16 protein-coding genes, 1 tRNA gene and 1 pseudogene are annotated in these 21,682 nt (G+C 49.8%); 13 read left to right on the top strand and 5 right to left on the bottom strand.

All coding sequences use genetic code 11. From position 1 onward, the window contains the following. The first annotated feature begins 147 nt into the window (after nt 1-147). Both BTJ39_RS09095 and BTJ39_RS25140 read left to right on the top strand, forming a co-directional pair. Nucleotides 148-702 carry a type 4 pilus major pilin gene (locus BTJ39_RS09095; protein WP_078002359.1) on the top strand — a complete coding sequence of 185 codons (555 nt, stop codon included), beginning with the start codon at nt 148-150 and terminating at the stop codon, nt 700-702. A 158-nt stretch (nt 703-860) separates the two neighbouring features. Beyond that, nucleotides 861-2,330: pseudogene (locus tag BTJ39_RS25140) on the top strand (shufflon system plasmid conjugative transfer pilus tip adhesin PilV). A 226-nt stretch (nt 2,331-2,556) separates the two neighbouring features. Here the strand turns inward: BTJ39_RS25140 and BTJ39_RS09085 are convergent. Further along, nucleotides 2,557-2,644, bottom strand: a tRNA-Ser gene (locus BTJ39_RS09085). A 277-nt stretch (nt 2,645-2,921) separates the two neighbouring features. Between BTJ39_RS09085 and phoA the strand changes: the two genes are divergently transcribed. After that, the gene (gene phoA, locus BTJ39_RS09080) at nt 2,922-4,328 is read left to right on the top strand and encodes an alkaline phosphatase (protein WP_078002358.1); all 1,407 of its coding nucleotides are present in this window, start codon (nt 2,922-2,924) and stop codon (nt 4,326-4,328) included. A gap of 44 nt (nt 4,329-4,372) precedes the next feature. Here the strand turns inward: phoA and znuB are convergent, their stop codons facing one another. Both znuB and znuC read right to left on the bottom strand, forming a co-directional pair. Continuing rightward, complete coding sequence (gene znuB / locus BTJ39_RS09075) at nt 4,373-5,158, bottom strand: zinc ABC transporter permease subunit ZnuB (RefSeq protein ID WP_078002357.1); 786 nt, start codon at nt 5,156-5,158, stop codon at nt 4,373-4,375. Further along, a complete protein-coding gene (gene znuC / locus BTJ39_RS09070; RefSeq protein WP_078002356.1) occupies nt 5,155-5,910 on the bottom strand; it encodes a zinc ABC transporter ATP-binding protein ZnuC in 756 nt (251 codons plus the stop codon). Before znuC ends, znuB begins: the two co-directional genes overlap by 4 nt. A gap of 78 nt (nt 5,911-5,988) precedes the next feature. Between znuC and znuA the strand changes: the two genes are divergently transcribed. The 3 genes from znuA to lpxM all read left to right on the top strand — a co-directional run bounded on the left by znuA (nt 5,989) and on the right by lpxM (nt 9,399). After that, nucleotides 5,989-6,936: a zinc ABC transporter substrate-binding protein ZnuA gene (gene znuA, locus BTJ39_RS09065; protein WP_078002355.1), complete on the top strand. Its 948-nt coding sequence runs from the start codon at nt 5,989-5,991 to the stop codon at nt 6,934-6,936. A 13-nt stretch (nt 6,937-6,949) separates the two neighbouring features. Then, nucleotides 6,950-8,287, top strand: a complete 1,338-nt coding sequence (gene mepM, locus BTJ39_RS09060; RefSeq protein ID WP_078002354.1) for a murein DD-endopeptidase MepM — start codon at nt 6,950-6,952, stop codon at nt 8,285-8,287. Nucleotides 8,288-8,427: 140 nt separating this feature from the next. Beyond that, nucleotides 8,428-9,399: a lauroyl-Kdo(2)-lipid IV(A) myristoyltransferase gene (lpxM, locus tag BTJ39_RS09055; protein ID WP_078002353.1), complete on the top strand. Its 972-nt coding sequence runs from the start codon at nt 8,428-8,430 to the stop codon at nt 9,397-9,399. 145 nt (nt 9,400-9,544) lie between these two features. On the opposite strand, the gene pyk is transcribed toward lpxM, so the two are convergent. Continuing rightward, a complete protein-coding gene (gene pyk / locus BTJ39_RS09050; protein WP_078002352.1) occupies nt 9,545-10,987 on the bottom strand; it encodes a pyruvate kinase in 1,443 nt (480 codons plus the stop codon). Nucleotides 10,988-11,109: 122 nt separating this feature from the next. Continuing rightward, nucleotides 11,110-11,982, bottom strand: coding sequence for a MurR/RpiR family transcriptional regulator (locus BTJ39_RS09045; protein ID WP_078002351.1), 873 nt, complete (start codon nt 11,980-11,982; stop codon nt 11,110-11,112). 381 nt (nt 11,983-12,363) lie between these two features. Between BTJ39_RS09045 and zwf the strand changes: the two genes are divergently transcribed. The 7 genes from zwf to fimA (BTJ39_RS09010) all read left to right on the top strand — a co-directional run bounded on the left by zwf (nt 12,364) and on the right by fimA (BTJ39_RS09010) (nt 21,539). Then, on the top strand, nt 12,364-13,839 hold the full coding sequence (gene zwf / locus BTJ39_RS09040) for a glucose-6-phosphate dehydrogenase (RefSeq protein ID WP_078002350.1): 1,476 nt from the start codon (nt 12,364-12,366) through the stop codon (nt 13,837-13,839). A gap of 670 nt (nt 13,840-14,509) precedes the next feature. After that, a complete protein-coding gene (fimA, locus tag BTJ39_RS09035; protein ID WP_078002349.1) occupies nt 14,510-15,073 on the top strand; it encodes a type 1 fimbrial major subunit FimA in 564 nt (187 codons plus the stop codon). Between the two features lie 144 nt (nt 15,074-15,217). Next, nucleotides 15,218-15,913 carry a fimbria/pilus periplasmic chaperone gene (locus BTJ39_RS09030; RefSeq protein WP_078002412.1) on the top strand — a complete coding sequence of 232 codons (696 nt, stop codon included), beginning with the start codon at nt 15,218-15,220 and terminating at the stop codon, nt 15,911-15,913. Between the two features lie 28 nt (nt 15,914-15,941). After that, complete coding sequence (locus tag BTJ39_RS09025) at nt 15,942-18,551, top strand: fimbrial biogenesis usher protein (RefSeq protein ID WP_078002348.1); 2,610 nt, start codon at nt 15,942-15,944, stop codon at nt 18,549-18,551. Nucleotides 18,552-18,563: 12 nt separating this feature from the next. Next, nucleotides 18,564-19,601, top strand: coding sequence for a fimbrial protein (locus tag BTJ39_RS09020; RefSeq protein WP_078002347.1), 1,038 nt, complete (start codon nt 18,564-18,566; stop codon nt 19,599-19,601). Next, complete coding sequence (locus BTJ39_RS09015) at nt 19,594-20,142, top strand: fimbrial protein (protein ID WP_176110267.1); 549 nt, start codon at nt 19,594-19,596, stop codon at nt 20,140-20,142. Before BTJ39_RS09020 ends, BTJ39_RS09015 begins: the two co-directional genes overlap by 8 nt. Before the next feature lie 833 nt (nt 20,143-20,975). After that, nucleotides 20,976-21,539 carry a type 1 fimbrial major subunit FimA gene (gene fimA, locus BTJ39_RS09010; protein WP_078002345.1) on the top strand — a complete coding sequence of 188 codons (564 nt, stop codon included), beginning with the start codon at nt 20,976-20,978 and terminating at the stop codon, nt 21,537-21,539. The last annotated feature ends 143 nt before the right edge of the window (nt 21,540-21,682 follow it).

Below are 21,682 nucleotides of genomic sequence, written 5' to 3'. Positions count from 1 at the left end.
ATTAGCCAGGTTCACCGGGTGCGTCAGGTATTTGCGTAAACGTAATCCGTTTATCAGGAATAAATGATTAAATCATCGTAGTGGCTTGCTAATTTTTAAGGGTTTTATATCTCTGTATCAGAATAAATAAAATACGGAGATTTAAACATGAAAACAAAATATATCAGAAATAAAAAGGGATTCTCTCTTTTAGAGCTTTTACTGGTGCTGGGTATTATTGCTGCATTAGTGGTGGGCGCATTTATCGTTTATCCGAAAGTGCAGGCATCCCAGCGTGCAGAGGCTGAATCAAAAAACATTGCAACCATACAAAGCGGCGTAAAAGCGCTCTATAACTCAGCGTCAAACTATGCGGGACTTAACAACGCTGTCGGCGTTCAGGCCAGAATATTTCCTGACAATATGCTGAACGGCACAGGCGCGACCGCTTCGGTTGTTAACCTCTTCAAAGGCAACGTGACGCTTGCGCCGTCTGCTGACAGCCCGTCGGGTACAGCAAACTCTTCCTTTAACATTACCTGGGTCAGTGTTCCTGCGGCTGAGTGTATTAAAATCGTTTCTGCTGTGGCGGCGAACTTTTATATTGCAGAGGTGGGTTCAGCCATCGTTAAATCCGCTGATGGCGCACTTGATGTGGCGTCAGCGTCTCAGGCCTGTAATGAAGGGGGGAATGCCAATATCATTTTACTGGTATCGCTTTAATTATTTAAAATCCCCCCCCTTTGCATTGACATTGCATTAATTAATGTTATTAAAGGTAAGTTATATCCTTTTTGTTGTCCGGCCCCTTTTAATAAGGGGATTTTTATTGACAAGTTTTTAAAATTGGTTATTTAAAATATAACAACAAATAAAAGGAGATGATAATGGTCAGAACTAAAAAGGGATTCTCATTACTTGAATTAATTCTGGTGCTGGGTGTGGCATCGGCTGTTTCATTTATTAAGTTTCAGGATTTAAGGCAGGAGCAGGAAAATATTCAGGCAAAGGCGGTGGGGCAGCAGATTAAACAGGTGGGGGAGGCGGTCAACGGCTATATCAGTATCCGTTTTGATAAGCTGTCCACGCTGACGTCCGTGACGGCCTCCGCAGGCACTGATCCCGGTCCCAGAAGCTGCTCTGCGGCGGATAACACCTGTACCATCACGTACCAGACGCTGATAAACGAAGGGCTGCTTCCCGCTTCATTCAGTGGGATCAATGCAAACCATTCCTCTTACGCCATTATCCTCAGACGCGCCGGTACGTCGCCCAATTACCTGATCAACGGTCTTATTACCACTACCGCACAGTGGCAGGAAGGCGACAAAATTCGTTATGACCTGCTGGGTAAGGCCATGCAGACGGCGGGCGTGGACAGCGGCATGAGCAGAACAGCCTCGTCGGTTTCCGGATACAGCGGTCAGTGGTCTGAACAGGCTGTCAATTAGAACAATATCACCACCAGTGGTCTGCTGGCTTACCGCGTGGGGTACGACAGCGCCATGTATTCTGTTTTTCTTCGCCGTGATGGCTCGCTCCCCATGACGGGCGATCTGAATATGGGCGGGAATGACGTTAACAATGTGAAGAACCTTACCGCTTCCGGTTCCGTCAGCTCCGGCGCGCTGAAATCCAGCGGAGACACTACCGTGGGCGGCAACCTTACCGTTGCAGGCACTTCCACGCTCAGCGGTAACGCCAGAGTGCTGTCCAGGCTGGCGACCAGCGGTTACAGTCCTGACGATTTACCGTCAGGCTGGGGTGGGGGAATACGCACGCTGGATGCTTATGCTTCCGGAAGCATTGGGGCAGGGACAAACGGAGATGTGAATACCTACCTGAACAGCGCCGGCTATATTTATGCCGCAATTGATGCCAACGTGGGGCGTCAGGTTAATACGCAGTACGTCTGGGCAACGGGGAACGTAAACTCAAATTATGTCCATTCCAATGGCAATATTGACGCTAACGGCAGGGTGAATGCCGGTGAGTTTGTTTATATTAACGGTCAGTCTCAGCCGGGCTGGGGATGCAGCCCGAACGGGTTACAGGGCAGGACGCCGGAAGGCACGCTGCTATCCTGCGTAAATGGCGTCTGGAAAAGCGCGGGTCTTGGCAGTGTCTATATCATTCAGGGAAATCAGGCCTGCGGGCAGTACGCCACGTCTAATGCGACCTGTCCGGGCAAGCTGGTAAGCGGTGGCTATTATCTTTCCCGCTGGGGAGGCGACGGCTGGAACACGCCTGACAATAATTTTCCCAGCTCCGCCTGGACCTGGACGACGTTTAATGGTGGCGGGATAAGGCCCGGAACATGCATAACGGCGTTTGCGTTGTGTACCAATTAAAGGTAGGCCAAGAAATGGGTTCAGTCCCTTGTCAGAAAGTGGCAAGGATTTGTTATTAGAAACAGGAAAAAGTATCAAGAAAAAACTGATCTTTGATCAGCGAAAAGGCAGTAAAGACAGGAAGTTAAGATACAAAAAAGGCTCGTCCAAACGAGCCTCTTCATGCAGTACTCTATGCAGTACAAAATCAATATTTCACTCTAAGTTATTGATTTTAAAGCATATATGGCGGTGAGGGGGGGATTCGAACCCCCGATACGTTGCCGTATACACACTTTCCAGGCGTGCTCCTTCAGCCACTCGGACACCTCACCACATTGTCGCTGCTGCCTGTTTGGCTAGCAACGGTGCGCTAATATAGGGAGTCAGCGCGGATGGGTCAAGCAGAATTTTCTCCGGGAAAATCGTTCGGTTAAGGCTTGTACGATATGAACGCTGCAGCAGTGGATTACATCGTTGCTCTATCTCTGCGTGCTGTGACTTAAGGCAAATTTGTCATATTAACTACATCTGAGCGTCACAAAAGCGTTGCAAAGCTATCGCAGACTGATTCTGTGAAACAATTAGTAATAATTTCAGCGAGGATTAGGGATGCAACGTAACGTGCTGTTTTCAGTTTCATTATTAACGATATTGCTAGCGACTGGCGCCAGCGCCGATAGTCAGGTTTACCAGCGGGCCGCCGAGGGCGATCTCAGCAAGCCAGGCGGCGCCCGCCGCTTGCAGGGTGACCAGACGCAGGCGCTAAGGGACTCGCTTAAAACCGGACGGGCGCGAAACGTTATCCTGCTGATCGGTGATGGTATGGGGGATTCGGAGATTACCGCAGCGCGCAATTACGCTGAGGGGGCGGGCGGTTTCTTTAAGGGAATTGATGCGCTGCCGCTTACCGGGCAGTACACCCATTATTCCCTCGATCAAAAAAGCCATAAGCCTGATTACGTAACCGATTCGGCGGCGTCCGCAACGGCCTGGAGTACCGGCGTTAAAAGTTATAATGGCGCCATTGGCGTTGATGTTAACGGCAAGGCCCATCCAACGCTGCTGGAAAAAGCGAAGGCTGCTGGTATGGCTACGGGTAACGTATCCACCGCCGAACTGCAGGATGCGACGCCGGCCGCGCAAATTGCTCACGTCATTTCACGCCGCTGCTATGGTCCGCAAGTGACCAGCGAGAAGTGTCCGGCTAACGCCCTGGAAAAAGGCGGCAAAGGTTCTATTGCCGAGCAGCTGCTGAATGCCAGAGCCGATGTTACTTTTGGCGGCGGAGCTAAGACGTTTAATGAACTGGCCAAAGGGGGAGAATGGCAGGGAAAATCCCTCAAAGAGCAAGCGCAAGCCAGAGGTTATCAGCTGGTGACGAATCTTAACGAAATGAATAACCTGACACTGGCTAATGCAGATAAACCGATGCTCGGACTATTCGCTGACGGCAATATGCCGGTGCGCTGGAACGGGCCGAAGGCGACGCTACATGGCAACCTCAATCAGCAACCCGTTACCTGCGAGGTAAACCGGGATCGGGCCGCAACCGTGCCGACGCTGGCGCAGATGACGGATAAGGCGATTACGCTGCTAAGAAAAAATCCCCAGGGTTTTTTCCTGCAGGTTGAAGGCGCCTCGATCGATAAGCAGGATCATGCCGCTAATCCTTGCGGACAAATAGGTGAAACGGTCGATTTGGATGAAGCGGTGCAGAAGGCTCTTGAGTTTGCCCGCCAGGATGGCAACACCCTGGTTGTGGTTACCGCCGATCACGCGCATGCCAGCCAGATAATTCCAAATGATGCCAAAGCTCCGGGGTTGACCCAGGCGTTGAACACGAAAGATGGTGCGGTGATGACCCTCTCTTACGGCAATGCAGAAGAGGGATCGATGGAGCACACCGGGACTCAGCTACGCATTGCGGCTTACGGTCCACAGGCGGCGAACGTGGTGGGGCTGACCGACCAGACGGATCTGTTCTATACCCTGCAACGGGCGATGGAATTGAAATAAGCCATAAAAGAAAGAGTCGACGCGGAAAACGTCGACTCTGTTATCTAGCCAGCGCTGGGCTTAAAGGTGCTGAGGATAAACAGCAGCGCAGCGCCAAGCACCACAGAGGGGCCGGCGGGCGTATCGTAGTAGGCTGAAAGCGTTAAACCCGCAGTAACGGCGACGGCGCCCAGTAGGACGGCGAGCACAGCCATCTGCTCAGGAGAGCGGGCAAAGCGGCGTGCGGTGGCGGCCGGGATAATCAGCAGTGAAGTAATGATCAGCGCGCCCACAAATTTCATTGCCACGCCAATCGTCAGGGCGGTAACCAGCATCAGAACCAGGCGGGTACGTTGCAGATTAACGCCGTCGACCCGAGCCAGATCCGGACTGATGGTCATCGCCAGCAGCGGACGCCATTGCCACGCCAGTAGCCCGAGAACCACCGCCACCCCAATGGCAATGCCGATCAGATCCTGCGGCGTGACGGCAAGCAGATCGCCAAACAGATAGGCCATCAGGTCAACCCGCACATTAGCCATCAGACTGACCACCACCAGTCCCAGAGAGAGCGCGCTGTGTGCCAGAATGCCCAGCAGGGTATCAATCGGCAGCAGCGGTCGCCGCTCCAGCCAGACCAGGCCAAGTGCCAGCAAAAGCGTCACGGCGATAACCGCATAGAATGGATTGATATTCAGCAGCAAGCCAAAAGCGACGCCGAGCAGCGAAGCGTGGGCAAGGGTGTCACCAAAATAGGACATGCGTCGCCAGACGACAAATGAACCCAGCGGTCCGGCAGCCAACGCCAGCATCAGCCCGGCGAGCCAGCCGGGAAGCAGCAACTCAATCATGAAACATCTTTTCCTTTGCGTAATATGATGCGCCCCTGCAAATCATGGCGATGATTATGGTGGTGGCGGTAGATGCCCAGCTGCTGTGCGCCGCGCTGGCCAAACATGGCGATAAACTCCGGATGCGTTGAGACCACCTCTGGCGTGCCGGAGCAGCAGATATGTTGATTCAGACACAGTACGTCGTCGGTCTTGGCCATCACCAGATGCAGGTCGTGGGAAACCAGCAGCACGGCGCAGTTAAGTTCATGACGCAGCTGGTCTATCAGATCGTAGAGTGCGACCTGACCGTTAACGTCAACGCCCTGGGTTGGTTCATCGAGTACCAGCAGCTGCGGCTGGTTGAGTAGAGCGCGCGCCAGCAGGACGCGCTGCGTTTCACCACCGGAGAGCTTTTGCAGCGCGGCGTTGGCCAGGTGTCCGGCCTGCACGCGCTTCAATGCCGGCAGAATATCGTGCTGTTTTACACCTGATTTCAGGCGCATAAAGCGCGACACGTTCAGCGGCAGCGTGGCATCAAGGTGCAGTTTTTGCGGTACATAGCCGATGCGCAAACCGGCCTGGCGGGTTACGTTGCCTGCAGTCGGCAAAAGCAGTCCAAGCACCACGCGGACCAGGGTTGATTTACCGGCGCCGTTAGGGCCAAGCAAAGTAAGAATCCGTCCGGGCTGGAGCGAGAGCGAGATATCGCTGAGTACGCGCTTTGAGCCAAATGCGACGGAAACGGTGTTCAGAGAAACCAAATCAGACATGATATTTTATGAGTTACATAAGTTAACAAATGTTATAATATCACATTATCTTTCACTGTCACGATGGATTGAAGCATTATGTTACATAATAAAAAACAAGCCGCCTGCGGCTTAATCGCGCTGGTTTCCGGCGCCTTGTTATCTGGCGCTGCTCAGGCAGATGTAGTGGCCTCGATTAAGCCGGTTGGGTTTATTGCTGCGGCGATTGCCGATGGGGTTACTCCGGTAAAAGTATTGCTGCCGGACGGTGCGTCTGAGCATGATTATTCGCTGCGCCCGTCAGATATAAAAACCATACGTAACGCGGACTTAGTGGTATGGATAGGGCCCGATATGGAAGCATTTATGCCTAAAGTCGTCGGTCAGCTGCCGGCGAAAAAATCCCTTGAGATAGCCAGCCTTACTGACGTTAAGCCGCTATTAATGCGTGGTTCTGAAGAGGATGAGGAGAGTGAAACGGCGGGGCATCATCACCATGAGGATGCGGGTGAGCATCACCATCATGGTGAGTTTAATATGCACTTATGGCTTTCACCAGAGATAGCAAGGAACGCTGCGGTTGCAATCCATGCAAAATTATTGGAACTTATGCCGCGAAGTAAGGACAAATTAGACGCTAACCTGCAGCATTTTGAGGCAGCATTAGCGCAGTCCAATAAAGACATCGAAAAGCAGCTGGCACCGGTAAAAGATAAGGGCTATTTCGTTTTTCATGACGCCTACGGCTATTTTGAAAAACACTACGGGCTTTCCCCTTTAGGGCATTTTACCGTTAACCCGGAAATCCAGCCTGGTGCGCAGCACTTACATTATATACGTACACAGTTGGTTGAGCAGAAAGCCGTATGCGTTTTTGCTGAGCCACAGTTCAGGCCGGCCGTTATCGATGCCGTTGCCCGGGGTACGAATGTGCGCAAAGGCACGCTCGACCCATTGGGGATGGATGTTCGCTTAGGTAAGGATAGTTACGTGAAATTCCTCTCACAACTGTCCAGCCAGTATACGAGCTGCCTGAAAGGAGCATAGAGGAAAAAAGCAAGTGCAGCAGATAGCCCGCTCTGTCGCCATGGCGTTTAATACATTACCGCGTCCCCACCGCGTTATGTTGGGTTCATTAACCGTAGTTACTCTGGCCGTCGCTGTCTGGCGGCCATTTGTTTATCATCCAGACGGTAGCGGCGGCACGCCGTCCGTTATCAGAAATATCGAGCTGGATAAAAGCGAACTACGTTCATTATTGCCTGAAGCCAGCGAACCTATCGATCAGTCCTCGCCTGAGCCGCAAGACGATCTCCCTCCGGATGAAATTGACCAGGACGTACCCAGTGAAGCGGGTACGCATGACTATGTTGTCTCCAGCGGCGATACGCTAAGTAGCATTCTCAATCAGTATGATATTGATATGGCGGACATCAGTGCGCTGGTCAAAGCGGATAAGGATCTACGGGCGCTACAGGTTGGTCAGCAGCTTTCCTGGACCCTGACTGACGAGGGCGACCTGAAGCGCCTTACCTGGCAGCTTAATCGGCGGGAAACCCGTACTTACGATCGCAGCGGCAATGGTTTTAAAGCCTCGACAGAAGTGCAGAAAGGCGAATGGTCAAATCAGGTATTGCGCGGTCAGCTTAACGGCAGCTTTGTTGCCAGCGCTCAGGCCGCCGGACTGAGCCGTAATGAGATAAATGCGGTAATAAAGTCGCTGCAGTGGCAGCTTGATTTCCGCAAATTGCATAAAGGCGATCGCTTTTCGGTGCTAATGTCGCGTGAAATGCTGGACGGCAAGCGTCAGCAGAGTCAGCTGGCAGGGGTACGTCTGGAAACCGGTGGTAAAAGCTACTATGCCATTCGCGCCGAGGACGGTAAGTTCTACGATCGCAGCGGCGCAGGCCTGGCTCGCGGCTTCATGCGCTTTCCTACCGTTAAGCAGTATCGCGTTTCCTCTAATTTCAATCTGCGTCGCCTTAACCCGGTTACCGGCCGTATTGCGCCGCACCGCGGGGTCGATTTCGCCATGCCAATTGGTACGCCGGTGCTGGCGGTTGGCGACGGTGAAGTGGTGGTGGCGAAAAACGGTGGCGCCGCCGGGAACTACGTTGCCGTTCGCCACGGGCGTCAGTATATGACGCGCTACATGCACCTGAAGAAACTGCTTGTGAAGCCAGGACAGAAGGTTAAACGTGGCGATCGTCTGGCGCTGTCAGGCAACACCGGTCGTTCGACCGGCCCACATCTGCATTTTGAAATCTGGATCAACAATCAGGCGGTTAATCCACTGACGGCGAAGCTGCCGCGTATGGAAGGTCTGACCGGTAAAGATCGTCGTGACTTCCTGGCGCAAGTACGTGAAGTTGTACCTCAGCTAAGCCTGAATAAATAAACGTAGTCTGAATTGAAAAGAGCCGGCGCTGGCACGCCGGCTTTTTTTTGTCCGGTATTAAGCACCAGCGTATTGGCTAAGCTTATTGCAAATTCGGACCCTGATATTATTATTAGCCGGTTATAGCGTGAGGCGAATGCATGGAAAACAGTAAGAAAAATCATAGCGAGTCTTTTACACCGGTATTCAAAAAAGAATTTTATGCACCGCGCTATTGGGGAAGCTGGCTGGCAGTCGGCGCCTTTGCCGCGATGGCTTTAACGCCGGCTTCAGTACGCGACCCCATACTGGGCGGACTTGGCCGCCTGGCCGGTAAGTTCGCTAAAAGCGCCCGGCGACGCGCGCAGATAAATCTTTATTACTGTTTTCCCGAAAAGAGTGAGGCCCAGCGAGAGGCCATCATTGATGCGATGTTTGCCACTGCGCCACAGGCGATGGTGATGATGGCGGAACTGTCATTGCGCAACCCCGCCGCCCTGAGCCAGCGCGTTGAGTGGCACGGGCGAGAAATTATTGATGAAGTAAAAGCCAGCGGAGAGAACGTTATCTTGCTGGTGCCCCACGGCTGGGGAGTTGATATTCCGGCTATGCTGCTGGCCTCAGAAGGCGCGCAGGTAGCGGCGATGTTCCATCATCAGCGCAATCAGGTGATGGACTACATCTGGAACCGTATGCGTCTGCGCTTCGGCGGGCGTTTGCACGCGCGCGATGATGGCATCAAGCAATTTATCAGCTCGGTACGCAAGGGCTACTGGGGTTATTATTTGCCTGATGAAGATCACGGAGAGGAGCAGAGTGAGTTTGTCGATTTCTTTGCTACCTACAAGGCAACGCTGCCTGCAATTGGACGCCTGATGAAGGTTTGCCGGGCGCGCGTCATACCGTTGTTTCCGGTTTATAACAGCAAAACCCATCGCCTTGAAGTTTATATCCGTCCGCCGATGGATGACCTTAACCTGGCGGATGACCATACGCAGGCCAGGCGTATGAATGAAGAGGTTGAGTCGCTGGTGGGGCCACATCCTGAGCAGTACACTTGGATCCTCAAGCTGCTTAAAACCCGTAAGCCCGGTGAAATGGAACCCTATCGCCGTGATGACCTTTACCGCTGATCGGCCGCGTTTTCACTCAGTGCTGAATGCTGTCGATTGATAAAGGCTGTTGGCTTAAACCGCCCGTCAGCTGAACTGATACCCACGGCGTTTTACAAGCAAAAAAAAGCCAGCTCAGCGCTGGCTTATCAAAAAGTTGCGAGAATTACTCAACCCGCAGTACGCGGCTGGTATTGGTAGTGCCGGTTGTCGCCATCACATCACCCTGGGTGACTATGACCAGATCGCCGGAAACCAAAAAGCCCTTGTCGCGCAGCAGATTAATAGCGTCATGCGCTGCCACAACGCCATCATTATTGCTGTCGAAATAAACCGGCGTCACGCCGCGATAAAGAGCAGTGAGGTTCAGCGTGCGCTCGTGGCGCGACATGGCAAAGATCGGCAGACCGGATGTGATGCGTGAGGTCATCAGTGCCGTGCGGCCAGATTCCGTCATGGTGATGATAGCCGTAACGCCCTGCAGGTGGTTAGCGGCGTACATGGCGGACATGGCGATAGCTTCTTCGATATTATCGAACTGAACGTCAAGGCGATGTTTAGAAACGTTGATGGCCGGTATTTTTTCTGCGCCAAGGCAAACGCGCGCCATTGCCGCAACGGTTTCTGCCGGGTACTGACCGGCGGCCGTTTCCGCCGACAGCATAACGGCATCAGTACCATCCAGCACCGCGTTTGCTACGTCCATAACTTCAGCGCGCGTAGGCATCGGATTGGTGATCATTGATTCCATCATCTGGGTGGCGGTGATAACCGAACGGTTCAGCTGACGGGCGCGGCGGATCAGCGCTTTCTGAATACCAACCAGTTCCGGGTCACCAATTTCAACGCCGAGATCGCCGCGGGCTACCATGACTACGTCGCTGGCCAGAATGATGTCATCCATCGCTTCCTGGGTAGCCACGGCTTCAGCGCGTTCGACTTTAGCGACGATTTTAGCTTCACAGCCGGCATCACGCGCCAGGCGACGCGCATAATTAAGGTCTTCGCCGTTGCGTGGGAAGGAAACTGCCAGATAATCGCAGTTAATTTGCGCGGCGGTGATGATATCGGCCTTGTCTTTTTCCGTCAGCGCTTCCGCTGAAAGACCGCCGCCAAGTTTGTTGATGCCCTTATTGTTCGACAGCGGACCGCCGACGGTGACTTCAGTGAAAACTTTCATCCCCTGGACTTCCAGCACTTTGAGCTGGACGCGACCGTCGTCGAGCAGTAGCAGATCGCCGGGAACCACGTCCGCAGGCAGGTTTTTATAGTCGATGCCGACCTTTTCTTTATCGCCTTCACCTTTGCCAAGGCTGGCATCGAGCAGAAAACGATCGCCAATATTAAGAAATACTTTCCCCTCTTTGAATGTCGACACCCGAATTTTCGGGCCTTGCAAATCGCCGAGAATGGCCACGTGGCGCCCCAGTTTTGCTGCGATTTCGCGCACTTTATTGGCGCGCAGCTGATGGTCTTCCGGGGTGCCGTGGGAGAAGTTAAGACGAACGACGTTGGCGCCAGCAGCGATGATTTTTTCTAGATTATTGTCGCGATCAGTAGCTGGCCCCAGTGTGGTTACGATCTTGGTTCTTCTGAGACGTCTTGACATGCATAACTCCGTATCTGTAGTAGTGGTGTTGCTGGAGCAATCGGTGTTAGAGAACATTATGTTATACGATTAGCGGCGAATGGTCCCGACTCTCCCTTAGGTTATGATTGAAAAACAACCAATCAACGCGCTGTCGGGGTGGAAATAAAACTCTCCTTATCAAATCGCGATTCTTTTAAGGCTTCTTTGACACGCTTCAGGTTCTCGCGGAATTTTTCCCCGCGGCGCAACGTAAATCCTGTTGCCAGCACATCGATAAGCGTCAGCTGCGCCAGACGGGATATCATCGGCATGTAGACATCGGTATCTTCCGGAACGTCCAGCGCCAGCGCCAGGGTCGCCTCCTGAGCAAGGGGAGAGCCAGCTGAGGTTAAGGCAAGCACCATGGCATCATTTTCCCGCGCCAGCTGCGCCAGTTCAACGAGGTGTTTGGTTCGTCCCGTATGCGAGATCAATACCACCAGGTCGCCTTCATTACTGTTAATACAGCTCATGCGCTGCATCACAATATCATCAGAATAAAAAACCGGAATATTAAAGCGAAAAAATTTATTCATCGCGTCATGGGCGACCGCCGCCGACGCGCCCAGGCCAAAGAAAGCGATTTTCTTCGACATAGTCAGTAAGTCGACCGCGCGATTAACGGCGCTCATATCCAGCGAGCGGCGTACTTGATCGAGCCCGGCCAGTGCGGAGTCGAAAATTTTGGCGGTGTAAGCATCAACGCCGTCATGCTCTGCGACATGACGGCTAACATAGGGGGTGCCGGCGGCGAGCGACTGCGCCAGTTTCAGCTTGAAATCGGGAAAGCCTTTGGTCCCCATACGATGACAAAAACGATTAACGGTGGGTTCGCTGACGCCGGCGGCCTTTGCCAGATTGGCAATGCTGCAATGCATTGCCTCCGCCGGCGCCGCCAGAATGGTTTCAGCAACCTTGCGCTCAGACTTGCTCAACAGCTCCAGCTGAGATTGAATTTTATCCTGAATATTCATCCGGTAGGCTCATTAATTCTGGCGATTTCAATCATAGGCTGAAATCCAGAGAGGTTTTGGCTGACTATAACCTGACGCATCCTGATGACGGCACTGAGTGGCGAGGCAGATCACACTTTTTTTATCAGAATATGACGCGGGTCGAATTTTCAGTAGGCACAAAATTTAACAAACAAAGGCAAAATGACGCACAAATTGAGCCATGGTGGTAACGGTAACTGCTTAAATTAACAACCTGTTGGTACATTGTGCTGGATAACCGCTGTTTAGTTTACCTGCCTTGGGTAAACGAAGTACATTGTACCCCTGACAAAATTACAATAAGTGTCTGACCAAAGATGGATTACTCCAGTCAGGCAATCCTGCAACGAGGAGAAAGAAATGGCGCTAACACAAGCAGCTCAAGCGTGCGATTTGGTGATTTTCGGTGCCAAAGGCGACCTTGCACGCCGTAAACTGTTGCCTTCACTGTATCAGTTGGAAAAAGCCGGCCAGATTAACGAAGACTCGCGCATTATTGGCGTTGGCCGGGCTGACTGGGACAAAGCCGCCTACACCAAAGTCGTGCGTGAAGCCCTTGAAACCTTCATGAAAGAAAAAATTGACGAAGAGCTGTGGGATAAGCTCAGTAAACGCCTCGATTTTTGCAATCTTGATGTGGATGACACCTCGCACTTTACGCGTTTAGGAAAAATGCTCGACCAGAAAAAGCGCGTAACGATCAATTATTTTGCCATGCCGCCGGGTACCTTCGGTGCTATCTGTAAAGGGCTTGGTCAGGCAAAGCTGAATGCCCATCCGGCCCGGGTAGTGATGGAAAAGCCCCTCGGCACCTCGCTGGAAACCTCGCAGGAAATTAACGATCAGGTCGGCGAATATTTCGATGAAAGCCAGGTCTTCCGTATCGACCATTACCTCGGCAAAGAGACGGTGCTTAACCTGTTAGCGTTGCGCTTTGCCAACTCACTGTTTGCCAATAACTGGGATAATCGCACCATTGACCACGTGCAGATTACCGTGGCGGAGGAGGTCGGTATTGAGGGCCGCTGGGGGTATTTCGATAAAGCGGGTCAGATGCGTGACATGATTCAGAACCATCTGTTGCAAGTGCTGACCATGATTGCTATGTCGCCACCGGCGGACCTGAGCGCTGACAGCATTCGTGATGAGAAGGTGCGTGTTTTACGGTCGCTGCGCATGATTGACCATGCTAACGTGCGGGAAAAAACCGTTCGTGGACAGTACACGGCAGGATTTGTACAGGGTAAAAAGGTACCAGGCTATCTGGAAGAAGAGGGGGCGAACAAGCACAGTAATACCGAAACTTTCGTCGCCATTCGGGTTGATATCGACAACTGGCGCTGGGCCGGGGTACCTTTTTATCTGCGCACAGGTAAGCGCTTGCCGACTAAATGTTCAGAGGTCGTGGTTTATTTCAAAAACCCGGAAATGAATCTGTTCAAAGAATCCTGGCAGGAGCTGCCCCAGAATAAACTGACGATCCGCCTGCAGCCTGACGAAGGGGTGGATATTGAAATTCTCAATAAAGTGCCAGGGCTTGACCACAAGCACAACCTGCAAACCACCAAGCTGGATTTGAGCTATTCAGAAACCTTTAATCAGTCGCATCTTGCCGATGCCTATGAGCGTCTGCTTCTGGAAGCGATGCGCGGTATACAGGCCCTGTTTGTACGCCGTGATGAAGTGGAAGCTGCGTGGAAATGGGTTGATTCAATTATCGATGCCTGGTCAGCAGATAAGGAATCGCCCAAGCCCTATCAGGCTGGCACCTGGGGACCGGTATCGTCAGTGGCGATGATCACCCGCGACGGTCGCTCCTGGAACGAGTTCGAATAATTTTTAATCTCTGGCCCTGGCGCATAATACATGCTCCAGGGCTATTTCACCGTTAAGCCTGTTAAAATTCTGTTTGCCCGTTTTCATACTCTACCTGCAAGTCTGTTTTTCTCACACTTTTTATATTCAGTAATTTTATTAATGAACATTGTTAATAATATGCCAGTGCATCTCTAGTTACTTAGTTAATTCTTTGTTGTTACTAATGATAATCTTTATAAAGCGTTAACTAAAACAGGCGTTCAGTTATGCCAGCTGTTTTTATTTTGATTTTTATGGTTTTTTTTCATGATAGATTTTGGTTATTATTTTTGTCAAAACTGATCGTTATAAACAATTTACAGTTTTATTTATAATAAGTTAAAATTGAGACGTCATAAGATAGTTAAGGGAAACTATGTATCGTATTAAATCAGGGGTGGCTTCCCCCCTCAGTTCACTTCTTTTTCAGAGAAATCACTAACATTCAGATAGCAACATTGTCGTTAGTCTCTCTGTAAATAATTTTCCTTGTGCCATTACACTTGTAATGATACCGGTTGGTTATTGTAAAAGTATTATTTTTTTTGCTTGGTGCAAAAAATATTGCCGATTTTTCTACGTCGGCTTCTATACATTATCTGCTAAGAGATGTAAGGGATTTGACCTGTTTTAACTTAAGGAGATTTAAATGAATTATAGTAAACTTGCTTTGGCTGGCATGTCTTTTTCGCTATTAATATCAGGCGTGGCATATGCAGCAGATGGAGACACTAGCGTAATAGCCAATGGCGGTACGATTCATTTTCAGGGTGAATTTATTAATGCGGCCTGTGCGGTAAGTACCGAATCCAGTAATCAGACCGTCCAGATGGGCCAGTATCGTACCGCTGCGTTTAAAGCCGTTGGCGACACGCTGACTTCCGTTCCTTTTACCATCTCGCTTAATGAATGTGATAATAGTATCGCCAAACAGGCGCAGGTATCTTTTGCCGGTCAGCTGGATGCAACCGATAAAACGCTGCTGGCGTTAAATAGTGCAGGCAATGCAAGTACTGCTAAAGGCGTGGCGCTGCAAATTCTGGATAGCGCATCGAATCCGATTACGCCCGATGGCAGCACCTATTCTGTTGCGCAGAATTTGATTAATGGCACCAATACTCTGCGTTTTAGCGCAAATTATAAATCAACGGCCGAGAAGGTTACGGCCGGCCAGGCTAATGCCGACGCAACCTTTATGATCAAGTACCAGTAATATCGATAGCATCGGCCTTTTATGGGCGGTGCTGTTTTTATTTTTGGTTCATTTAATTTCCTGTTATTACCTGTAAGTATCACGTGCAGCCTTGTTTATTAATCAGGGTTGATGGTCGTTTTTTTATATTTAAAGATATTCATGATGAAAGAAAGTTTAATAAAGCTAACTATATTGCTGTGCTCTATTTTTACCGTGTTGCCATATGCTAACGCGCAGGGAGGGATTGCATTAGGATCTACCCGGGTGATCTATCCGGCAGGCAGTAAGCAGGTCTCTCTGTCAGTGAATAACAGCAGCAGGCATGAGCGCTATTTAATAAATTCATGGGTATCTGACCAGCATGATAAAAAAAGTAAAGATTTTATCGTGACGCCGCCGCTCTTTGTCAGCGAGCCGTCACAGGAAAATACGCTGCGAATTATGTATATAGGCCACGCGCTACCCACTGAAAGGGAATCCTTATTCTACCTTAACGTGAAAGCTATTCCTTCAGTAAACCGTGAAAGCGTTGAAAACAAAAATGTACTGCAGCTGGCTATTCTGTCGCGGATTAAACTATTTGTTCGCCCGCCGACCTTAGCATTCCCTGCAGGCGATGCGGCGAAACAACTTCGCTTCATCCGGCGCGGCGCAACGCTAAAAATTCGTAATCCCTCGCCTTATTATCTGACCCTGGTCAATCTTAAAAGCGGAAGCCTCGCCCTGCCGTCCAGGATGGTGGCACCTGAGTCAACTATTACGCTACCGATGCCGGCAAGCAGTACAGGCGACATAACTTACCAGACAATCAACGATTATGGCGCGCTAACGGCAAGCATGAAGGGCGTAATGCAGTAAAAAAGGTTCTTCAGGTAAGGATAAACCAATGCAGCCCCCAGGACTGTTGTGCACCAGAGATCGGCGGCAAAGTGTCGTCAGGCAGGCTAACGGGCTGGTGGTGCTTTCTTTTATTGCTCTCTGGAATACAACCGTGCGTGCTGAGAACTATTTTAATCCCGTTTTTTTGTCCGAAGACTTGAGCAACGTGGCCGATCTGTCGCGTTTTGAAGAGAATCATCGGCAAGCACCGGGCATTTATCGAACTGATGTTTATCTTAACGGAAACTTTATCGCTACCGGGGATGTGCGCTTTATCGCGTTGCAGCAGGCTACCCGTCAGACTGAGGCGCAGGCTAAACGCTCTGGCGGCCTGATTCCCTGTATGGATATGAACTGGCTTGAACAGTTGGGAACCAACCTTGATGCTTTCCCGGAACTGAAAAAATATAAGCCACAGCAGTGCATTGCTCTGCAAGACGCTATCCCGGATGCGCAGACAGATTTTAACTTTGCCCGTTTGCGGCTGGATATCAGCCTGCCTCAGGCGGCGCTTAAGCACGACGCCGATGGATTTATCCCGTATGAAAAATGGGATAACGGTATCCCGGCGCTCCTGCTGAATTATATGTTCTCTGGCGACCGCACGCGAAATGAACAGAGCTATTACCTCAATCTACAGAGTGGATTGAACCTCGGACCGTGGCGTTTGCGTAACACCGGCGCGTGGAGTTATAACCAGGGCGCAAACCAACACCTCAGCCGCTGGCGTAACGTTAGCACCTATTTACAGCGCGCCATCGTGTCCCTGAAAAGTACGTTTATAGCGGGTGACAGCAACAGCAGTGGCGATCTTTTTGATAGCAACGGGTTTCGCGGTGTACGGCTTTACTCAGTCGATAGCATGTATCCCTATAGCCTGCAAGGATACGCGCCGACAGTACGCGGTATCGCTCGCACCCATGCGAAGGTGATTATTCGCCAGAATGGCTATATCGTCTATCAGAGTTACGTTCCTCCGGGGCCATTCGTCATCAATGACATGAACGCGACGGTATCAAGTGGCAACTTTGACGTCAGCATAGAGGAGAGCGACGGCAGCCGACAGAGTTATACGGTGCCATATTCTGCAGTGCCAATGCTGCAGCGAGAGGGGCGAATGAAGTATGACATCGTGGCGGGAACATATCGTAGCGGCAGCGATGAAAAAAATACGCCATTCTATCTGCAAGGAACGTTGATCGCCGGCCTGCGCGGTGATTTCACTATATATGGTGGTATGCAGCAATCGGCAGATTATCATGCATACATGCTGGGCGGCGGTAAAAATCTCGGCATTCTGGGCGCGGTTTCGTTGGATATCACTGATGCCCAAAGCAAATTGGCTGATGGCAGTCGTTATCGTGGTCAGTCACTGCGTATGTTGTACGCCAAGACGTTAAATCATTGGGGAACCAACTTTCAGCTTCTTGGCTACCGCTATTCTACTCAAGGTTTTTACACGCTTAATGAGGTAACTTACAAACGCACGCAGGGTTATGAAATAGCCAGCGGAGAGCGTGGGGATGATGGCCTGCCGGCGCTAACTACTTATCATAATTTACGCTACAGCAAGCAATACCAGCTGCAGGTAAATATCTCTCAATCGTTGGGGGATTATGGATCGCTCTATTTTTCCGGTAACCGTCAGACTTACTGGCATGGCGCGGGCAGCATGCTTTGGTATCAGCTGGGCTACGCCAGCGCCTGGCAAGGAATAAATTACGCGCTTTCCCTGTCATGGAACAAATCCGGGGCAGCCGGTGGTAGTAATCGTGTTATGGCATTAAACCTGTCGATGCCAATAAGTCTGCTTGTCGGCAGTCGCAGCTCCCTGGCTAACCGCAGCTATGCGACGTTTAATGCTAATCATGATGGCGGTGGCAGCAGCTGGCAGAGCGGTATCGGCGGTACGCTGTTGGCTGACAACAATCTGAGCTACAACCTTGCGGGTGGTGATAATAGCGCTCATCGCGGCAGCGGCAGCCTGAGCGCAAATTGGCAGAGTACCTATGGCAATCTGAGTGGTGGTTATAACTACGCGCGTGACTTTAGTCAGCTGAACTGGCAGCTTTCCGGCGGTATTGTTGGACACGCCGACGGTATTACCTTCAGTCAGCCGCTTGGCGATACAAATGTGCTAATCCGCGCGCCGGGCGCCGCCGGAGTGAAGGTAGAAAATCAGACCGGCGTACGTACCGACTGGCGTGGCTACACTGTACTGCCTTACGCTACGGTTTATCGCTATAACCGTATCGCGCTTGATACCAATACGCTGGGCGACCATACCGATATAGAAAATAACGTTATGCGTGTCGTGCCGGTGCAGGGGGCCCTGGTTAGGGCCTCATTTAATACCCGAATCGGGGTCCGGGCATTGATAACGCTGCGGCATCAGGGTAAAGCCGTGCCATTTGGTGCTGATGTGAAGGAAATGAACAGCGGTATACAGAGTATGGTCGGGGCGGATGGCCAGGCCTATCTGAGCGGTTTGCCATTTAAAGGAAGGCTAGAGGTGACCTGGGGTAAAAGTCTGGAGTCCCGCTGTCATGCAGATTATCAACTGACAGCTGAAAGTTTGAATAAAGCTGTCAGCCTTATTGCGCTCGATTGTGGTTAAAAAATTTAATATATGATTAAGATTAAGATGGTTATCTCAAAGTGTTTGATGAATAATGGTCTGATTAGAGGCTTATTATTTGTTTTTTTATTTTCACCCGTTAGCGTGAAAGCGTGGATGTGCTATCCGACCGATTCTCCAAGGGATATTGCATTTTTTTTATCTGGTGCAATTGGTCATGGAAATAATTACGTTGGTTCAATTGTTACTATCCCTGAACGGAAAAATAATTCCGATATGACAGTAACATGCCCATTACTCACTTTACGCGGGGTGAGTTTTCGTAGTTATTTAACTGATCTACCTATTTCGACAGAGATTGATAACTATAGCTATTTGTCAATAAATGATTATCTGGATGCTGCGGTAAGTGTCACAAATGCGAGCGTTGGCACTTTTTATCCACCAGTAAAATACTTAAGATTTCCGGTAGATAGTCAGGTAAGATTTGGGCGAAGTTTTCCTGTGTCTGATAATGATATAACGGTAAAGTTAAGGGTTAAGAGGAAAATATCTAATAATATAAATGTTCAACAGATGAGACTATTCAGTGTCTATATAACAACGACAAGAATTGACCCTCTCCTTAACGTTATTTACTCAGTTAGTCTGGGTGGGGAAATTAAATTGCCGGGAACTTGTGTTATTAATGCCGGTTCCACTATCTCATTTAATTTTGGCGATATCGATGCGGCTGAGTTTGTTAATACGGAAGTGGGTAACCGTCCACAAGGCGTGAATCCGCAATGGAAAAGCATTGGTATAAAATGTTCGAATACCGAGCAGCAGGCCTTAATGACTATGCGACTTGAAGGTGCAAAAACAGCAGGCAATGCGTTGGTTTCCAGTAATCCCGATCTGGGTTTTGTGATTGCTGATGAGCGCGGTAGGCCTTTAAGACCTAATGATCCAAACAGCGTTATTCCGTTTCGTTTGGGGGCAACGTCTGCCCAGGTAAAGATTGGCGCCTGGCCGGTGAGTCTTACCGGATTGAAACCTGCGGCGGGAAGATTTACGTCACATGGTTATATACGGGTAGATTTTGAATAAGGATGATAACGTGAGCGTGGCGCGAAATATAATAATTATTAATACTCTGCTGTTGGCGGTCGTACCTGCTGCTAACAGCGATGATACCTTCCTGCAAAATCTACAGCTTTCGGGAAATATTGTTGTATCAAGTTGTCGGATTTCTGTTAGTGATAAAAATAAAATAGTGAACCTGGGTAATATACCCACCCATGATCTTGCTCGCCCGGGAAGCAGAAGTATACCCGTGGCGTTCAGCTTTCATCTGACTAATTGTCCTGCTGGCTCTTTTGCTATGACAATCAAGGGGCGAAATTTTCCAGGTTATACGAATTTGCTGTCGCTTAACGGCGGGGGAAATGTTAACAACGTTGCCATCGAGATTACTTCGTCTTATTTGAACAACCAGCCGATTACGCTTGGTCAACCGGCTGCGGTAGCTAGCAGCGATCGGAGTGGCGAGCTCTATTTTAATTTTCATGCTAATTTCTTTTCATTAAGCAATGTGATCCGACCAGGAAGAGCAGAAGCGAGCGCAACTTTCGTTTTAGATTACAGCTAAATTTTTTCAAATTAAGCATGGAACATGTGCACCCCTTGCTTTTTTCCTGCCGCCGGAAAATCTTAACCTTTCACCATCACCTGTCGCGCGCAGTTTACAGCGTGGTCGAGCGCCAGCTCATGTGCGCCCGTTGCCAGCGGACGCCCAGTCGACGCTGGTCGCTAATGCCGTTTTATCGGCAATGGCGAATATAATTTTATTTGCCATCTCTCCTCAATAGCGGGCTATTTATTAGATATCGATTTCTAATAATTAGCTGGCAATCTCACTGCAACTTGCTAAATCCGTTATTAATTATATGGATTGCAGACTGCCTGTTACAAAACGTCAAGTGGTAATGTAACTAATTCACTATAAAAAAATAAACAATAGATGACGATTTGAGCTTGTGGGATTTTTGTAAATGGCAGGGTTTGTTCTATTGAACGATGCTGTTTATGTGATAGATTATAGCTATTGTAATCGGTAAAATTGATCGCCAGAAACAATTCAGCTTTTTCTTTGTGATAAGATGAAGTTAAAAATCTGCTTAAATAGTCAAGGGATGAACTATGTGCCGCACTGAAACAAGGATGATCATACCTCGTGAAGTCACTTCATTATCAGCGAGACGCTTAGTTAGTGGCTGATTGTAAATGCCATCATTCATTATTTGGTTACGGTTTGCTTTGCTGGTGATCTTTCACTGCCGATAGCACAGCCGTGCTTTGCATTAACCATTAATTTTCTTTGCAGGATGCAGAGGACATCGGGCGTTTTCTATGCCTGGTCTACACATAATCTGATAAATGGATGTAAGAGATTATGACCTACTATAAACTAAGGGAATATAAATGAAATTTGCTAAACTTGCTTTGGCTGGTATGTCTTTTTCGCTATTAGTATCGGGCGTGGCCTATGCGCAGGACGGAACAACTAGCGTGATAGCCAATGGCGGTACAATTCATTTTCAGGGTGAATTTGTCAATGCCGCTTGCGCAGTGAGTACCGGCTCCAGCAACCAGACCGTACAAATGGGCCAGTATCGTACCGCTGCATTTAAATCAGTGGGCGACACGCTGACGTCAGTGCCTTTTACTATCTCGTTGAGTGATTGTGACAGCAGTATCGCTAAGCAGGCTCAGGTCTCTTTTTCCGGCCAGCTGGATGCCACCGATAAAACGCTGTTAGCGTTAAGTGGCGCAGGGAATGAAAGTGCGGCAAAAGGCGTGGCGTTGCAAATTCTTGACAGTGCATCAATGCCGGTTACTCCGGATGGCAGTACCTATTCCGTCGCGCAGAATTTAATTGATGGCAACAACACTCTGCGTTTTAGTGCGAGCTATAAATCAACGGCTGAAAAGGTAACGGCTGGTCAGGCAAATGCCGACGCAACCTTTATGATCAAATACCAGTAATATAAACAGCATCGGCTTTTTATGGTCGATGCTGTTTTTATTTGTTGTGTATTTAATTGCCTGATTGTTATCGGTAAATATCACATTCAGCCTTGTTTATTCGCCAGGGCTGGTGGTTATTTCACATATATTGAAAGATATTC

Source organism: Izhakiella australiensis (genome assembly GCF_002006995.1).
Taxonomy (GTDB): Bacteria; Pseudomonadota; Gammaproteobacteria; order Enterobacterales; family Enterobacteriaceae; genus Izhakiella; species Izhakiella australiensis.
Note: the sequence above shows the minus strand (reverse complement) of the source record. Positions and strands in the feature narration are given on the sequence as shown.

Excerpts from the sequence above, each read along its gene's own strand:
- BTJ39_RS09095 (WP_078002359.1), top strand. The coding sequence starts at position 148 with ATGAAAACAAAATATATCAGAAATAAAAAGGGATTCTCTCTTTTAGAG.
- phoA (WP_078002358.1), top strand. The coding sequence starts at position 2,922 with ATGCAACGTAACGTGCTGTTTTCAGTTTCATTATTAACGATATTGCTA.
- znuB (WP_078002357.1), bottom strand. The coding sequence starts at position 5,158 with ATGATTGAGTTGCTGCTTCCCGGCTGGCTCGCCGGGCTGATGCTGGCG.
- znuC (WP_078002356.1), bottom strand. The coding sequence starts at position 5,910 with ATGTCTGATTTGGTTTCTCTGAACACCGTTTCCGTCGCATTTGGCTCA.
- znuA (WP_078002355.1), top strand. The coding sequence starts at position 5,989 with ATGTTACATAATAAAAAACAAGCCGCCTGCGGCTTAATCGCGCTGGTT.
- lpxM (WP_078002353.1), top strand. The coding sequence starts at position 8,428 with ATGGAAAACAGTAAGAAAAATCATAGCGAGTCTTTTACACCGGTATTC.
- pyk (WP_078002352.1), bottom strand. The coding sequence starts at position 10,987 with ATGTCAAGACGTCTCAGAAGAACCAAGATCGTAACCACACTGGGGCCA.
- BTJ39_RS09045 (WP_078002351.1), bottom strand. The coding sequence starts at position 11,982 with ATGAATATTCAGGATAAAATTCAATCTCAGCTGGAGCTGTTGAGCAAG.
- zwf (WP_078002350.1), top strand. The coding sequence starts at position 12,364 with ATGGCGCTAACACAAGCAGCTCAAGCGTGCGATTTGGTGATTTTCGGT.
- fimA (WP_078002349.1), top strand. The coding sequence starts at position 14,510 with ATGAATTATAGTAAACTTGCTTTGGCTGGCATGTCTTTTTCGCTATTA.
- BTJ39_RS09030 (WP_078002412.1), top strand. The coding sequence starts at position 15,218 with ATGAAAGAAAGTTTAATAAAGCTAACTATATTGCTGTGCTCTATTTTT.
- BTJ39_RS09025 (WP_078002348.1), top strand. The coding sequence starts at position 15,942 with ATGCAGCCCCCAGGACTGTTGTGCACCAGAGATCGGCGGCAAAGTGTC.
- BTJ39_RS09020 (WP_078002347.1), top strand. The coding sequence starts at position 18,564 with ATGATTAAGATTAAGATGGTTATCTCAAAGTGTTTGATGAATAATGGT.
- fimA (WP_078002345.1), top strand. The coding sequence starts at position 20,976 with ATGAAATTTGCTAAACTTGCTTTGGCTGGTATGTCTTTTTCGCTATTA.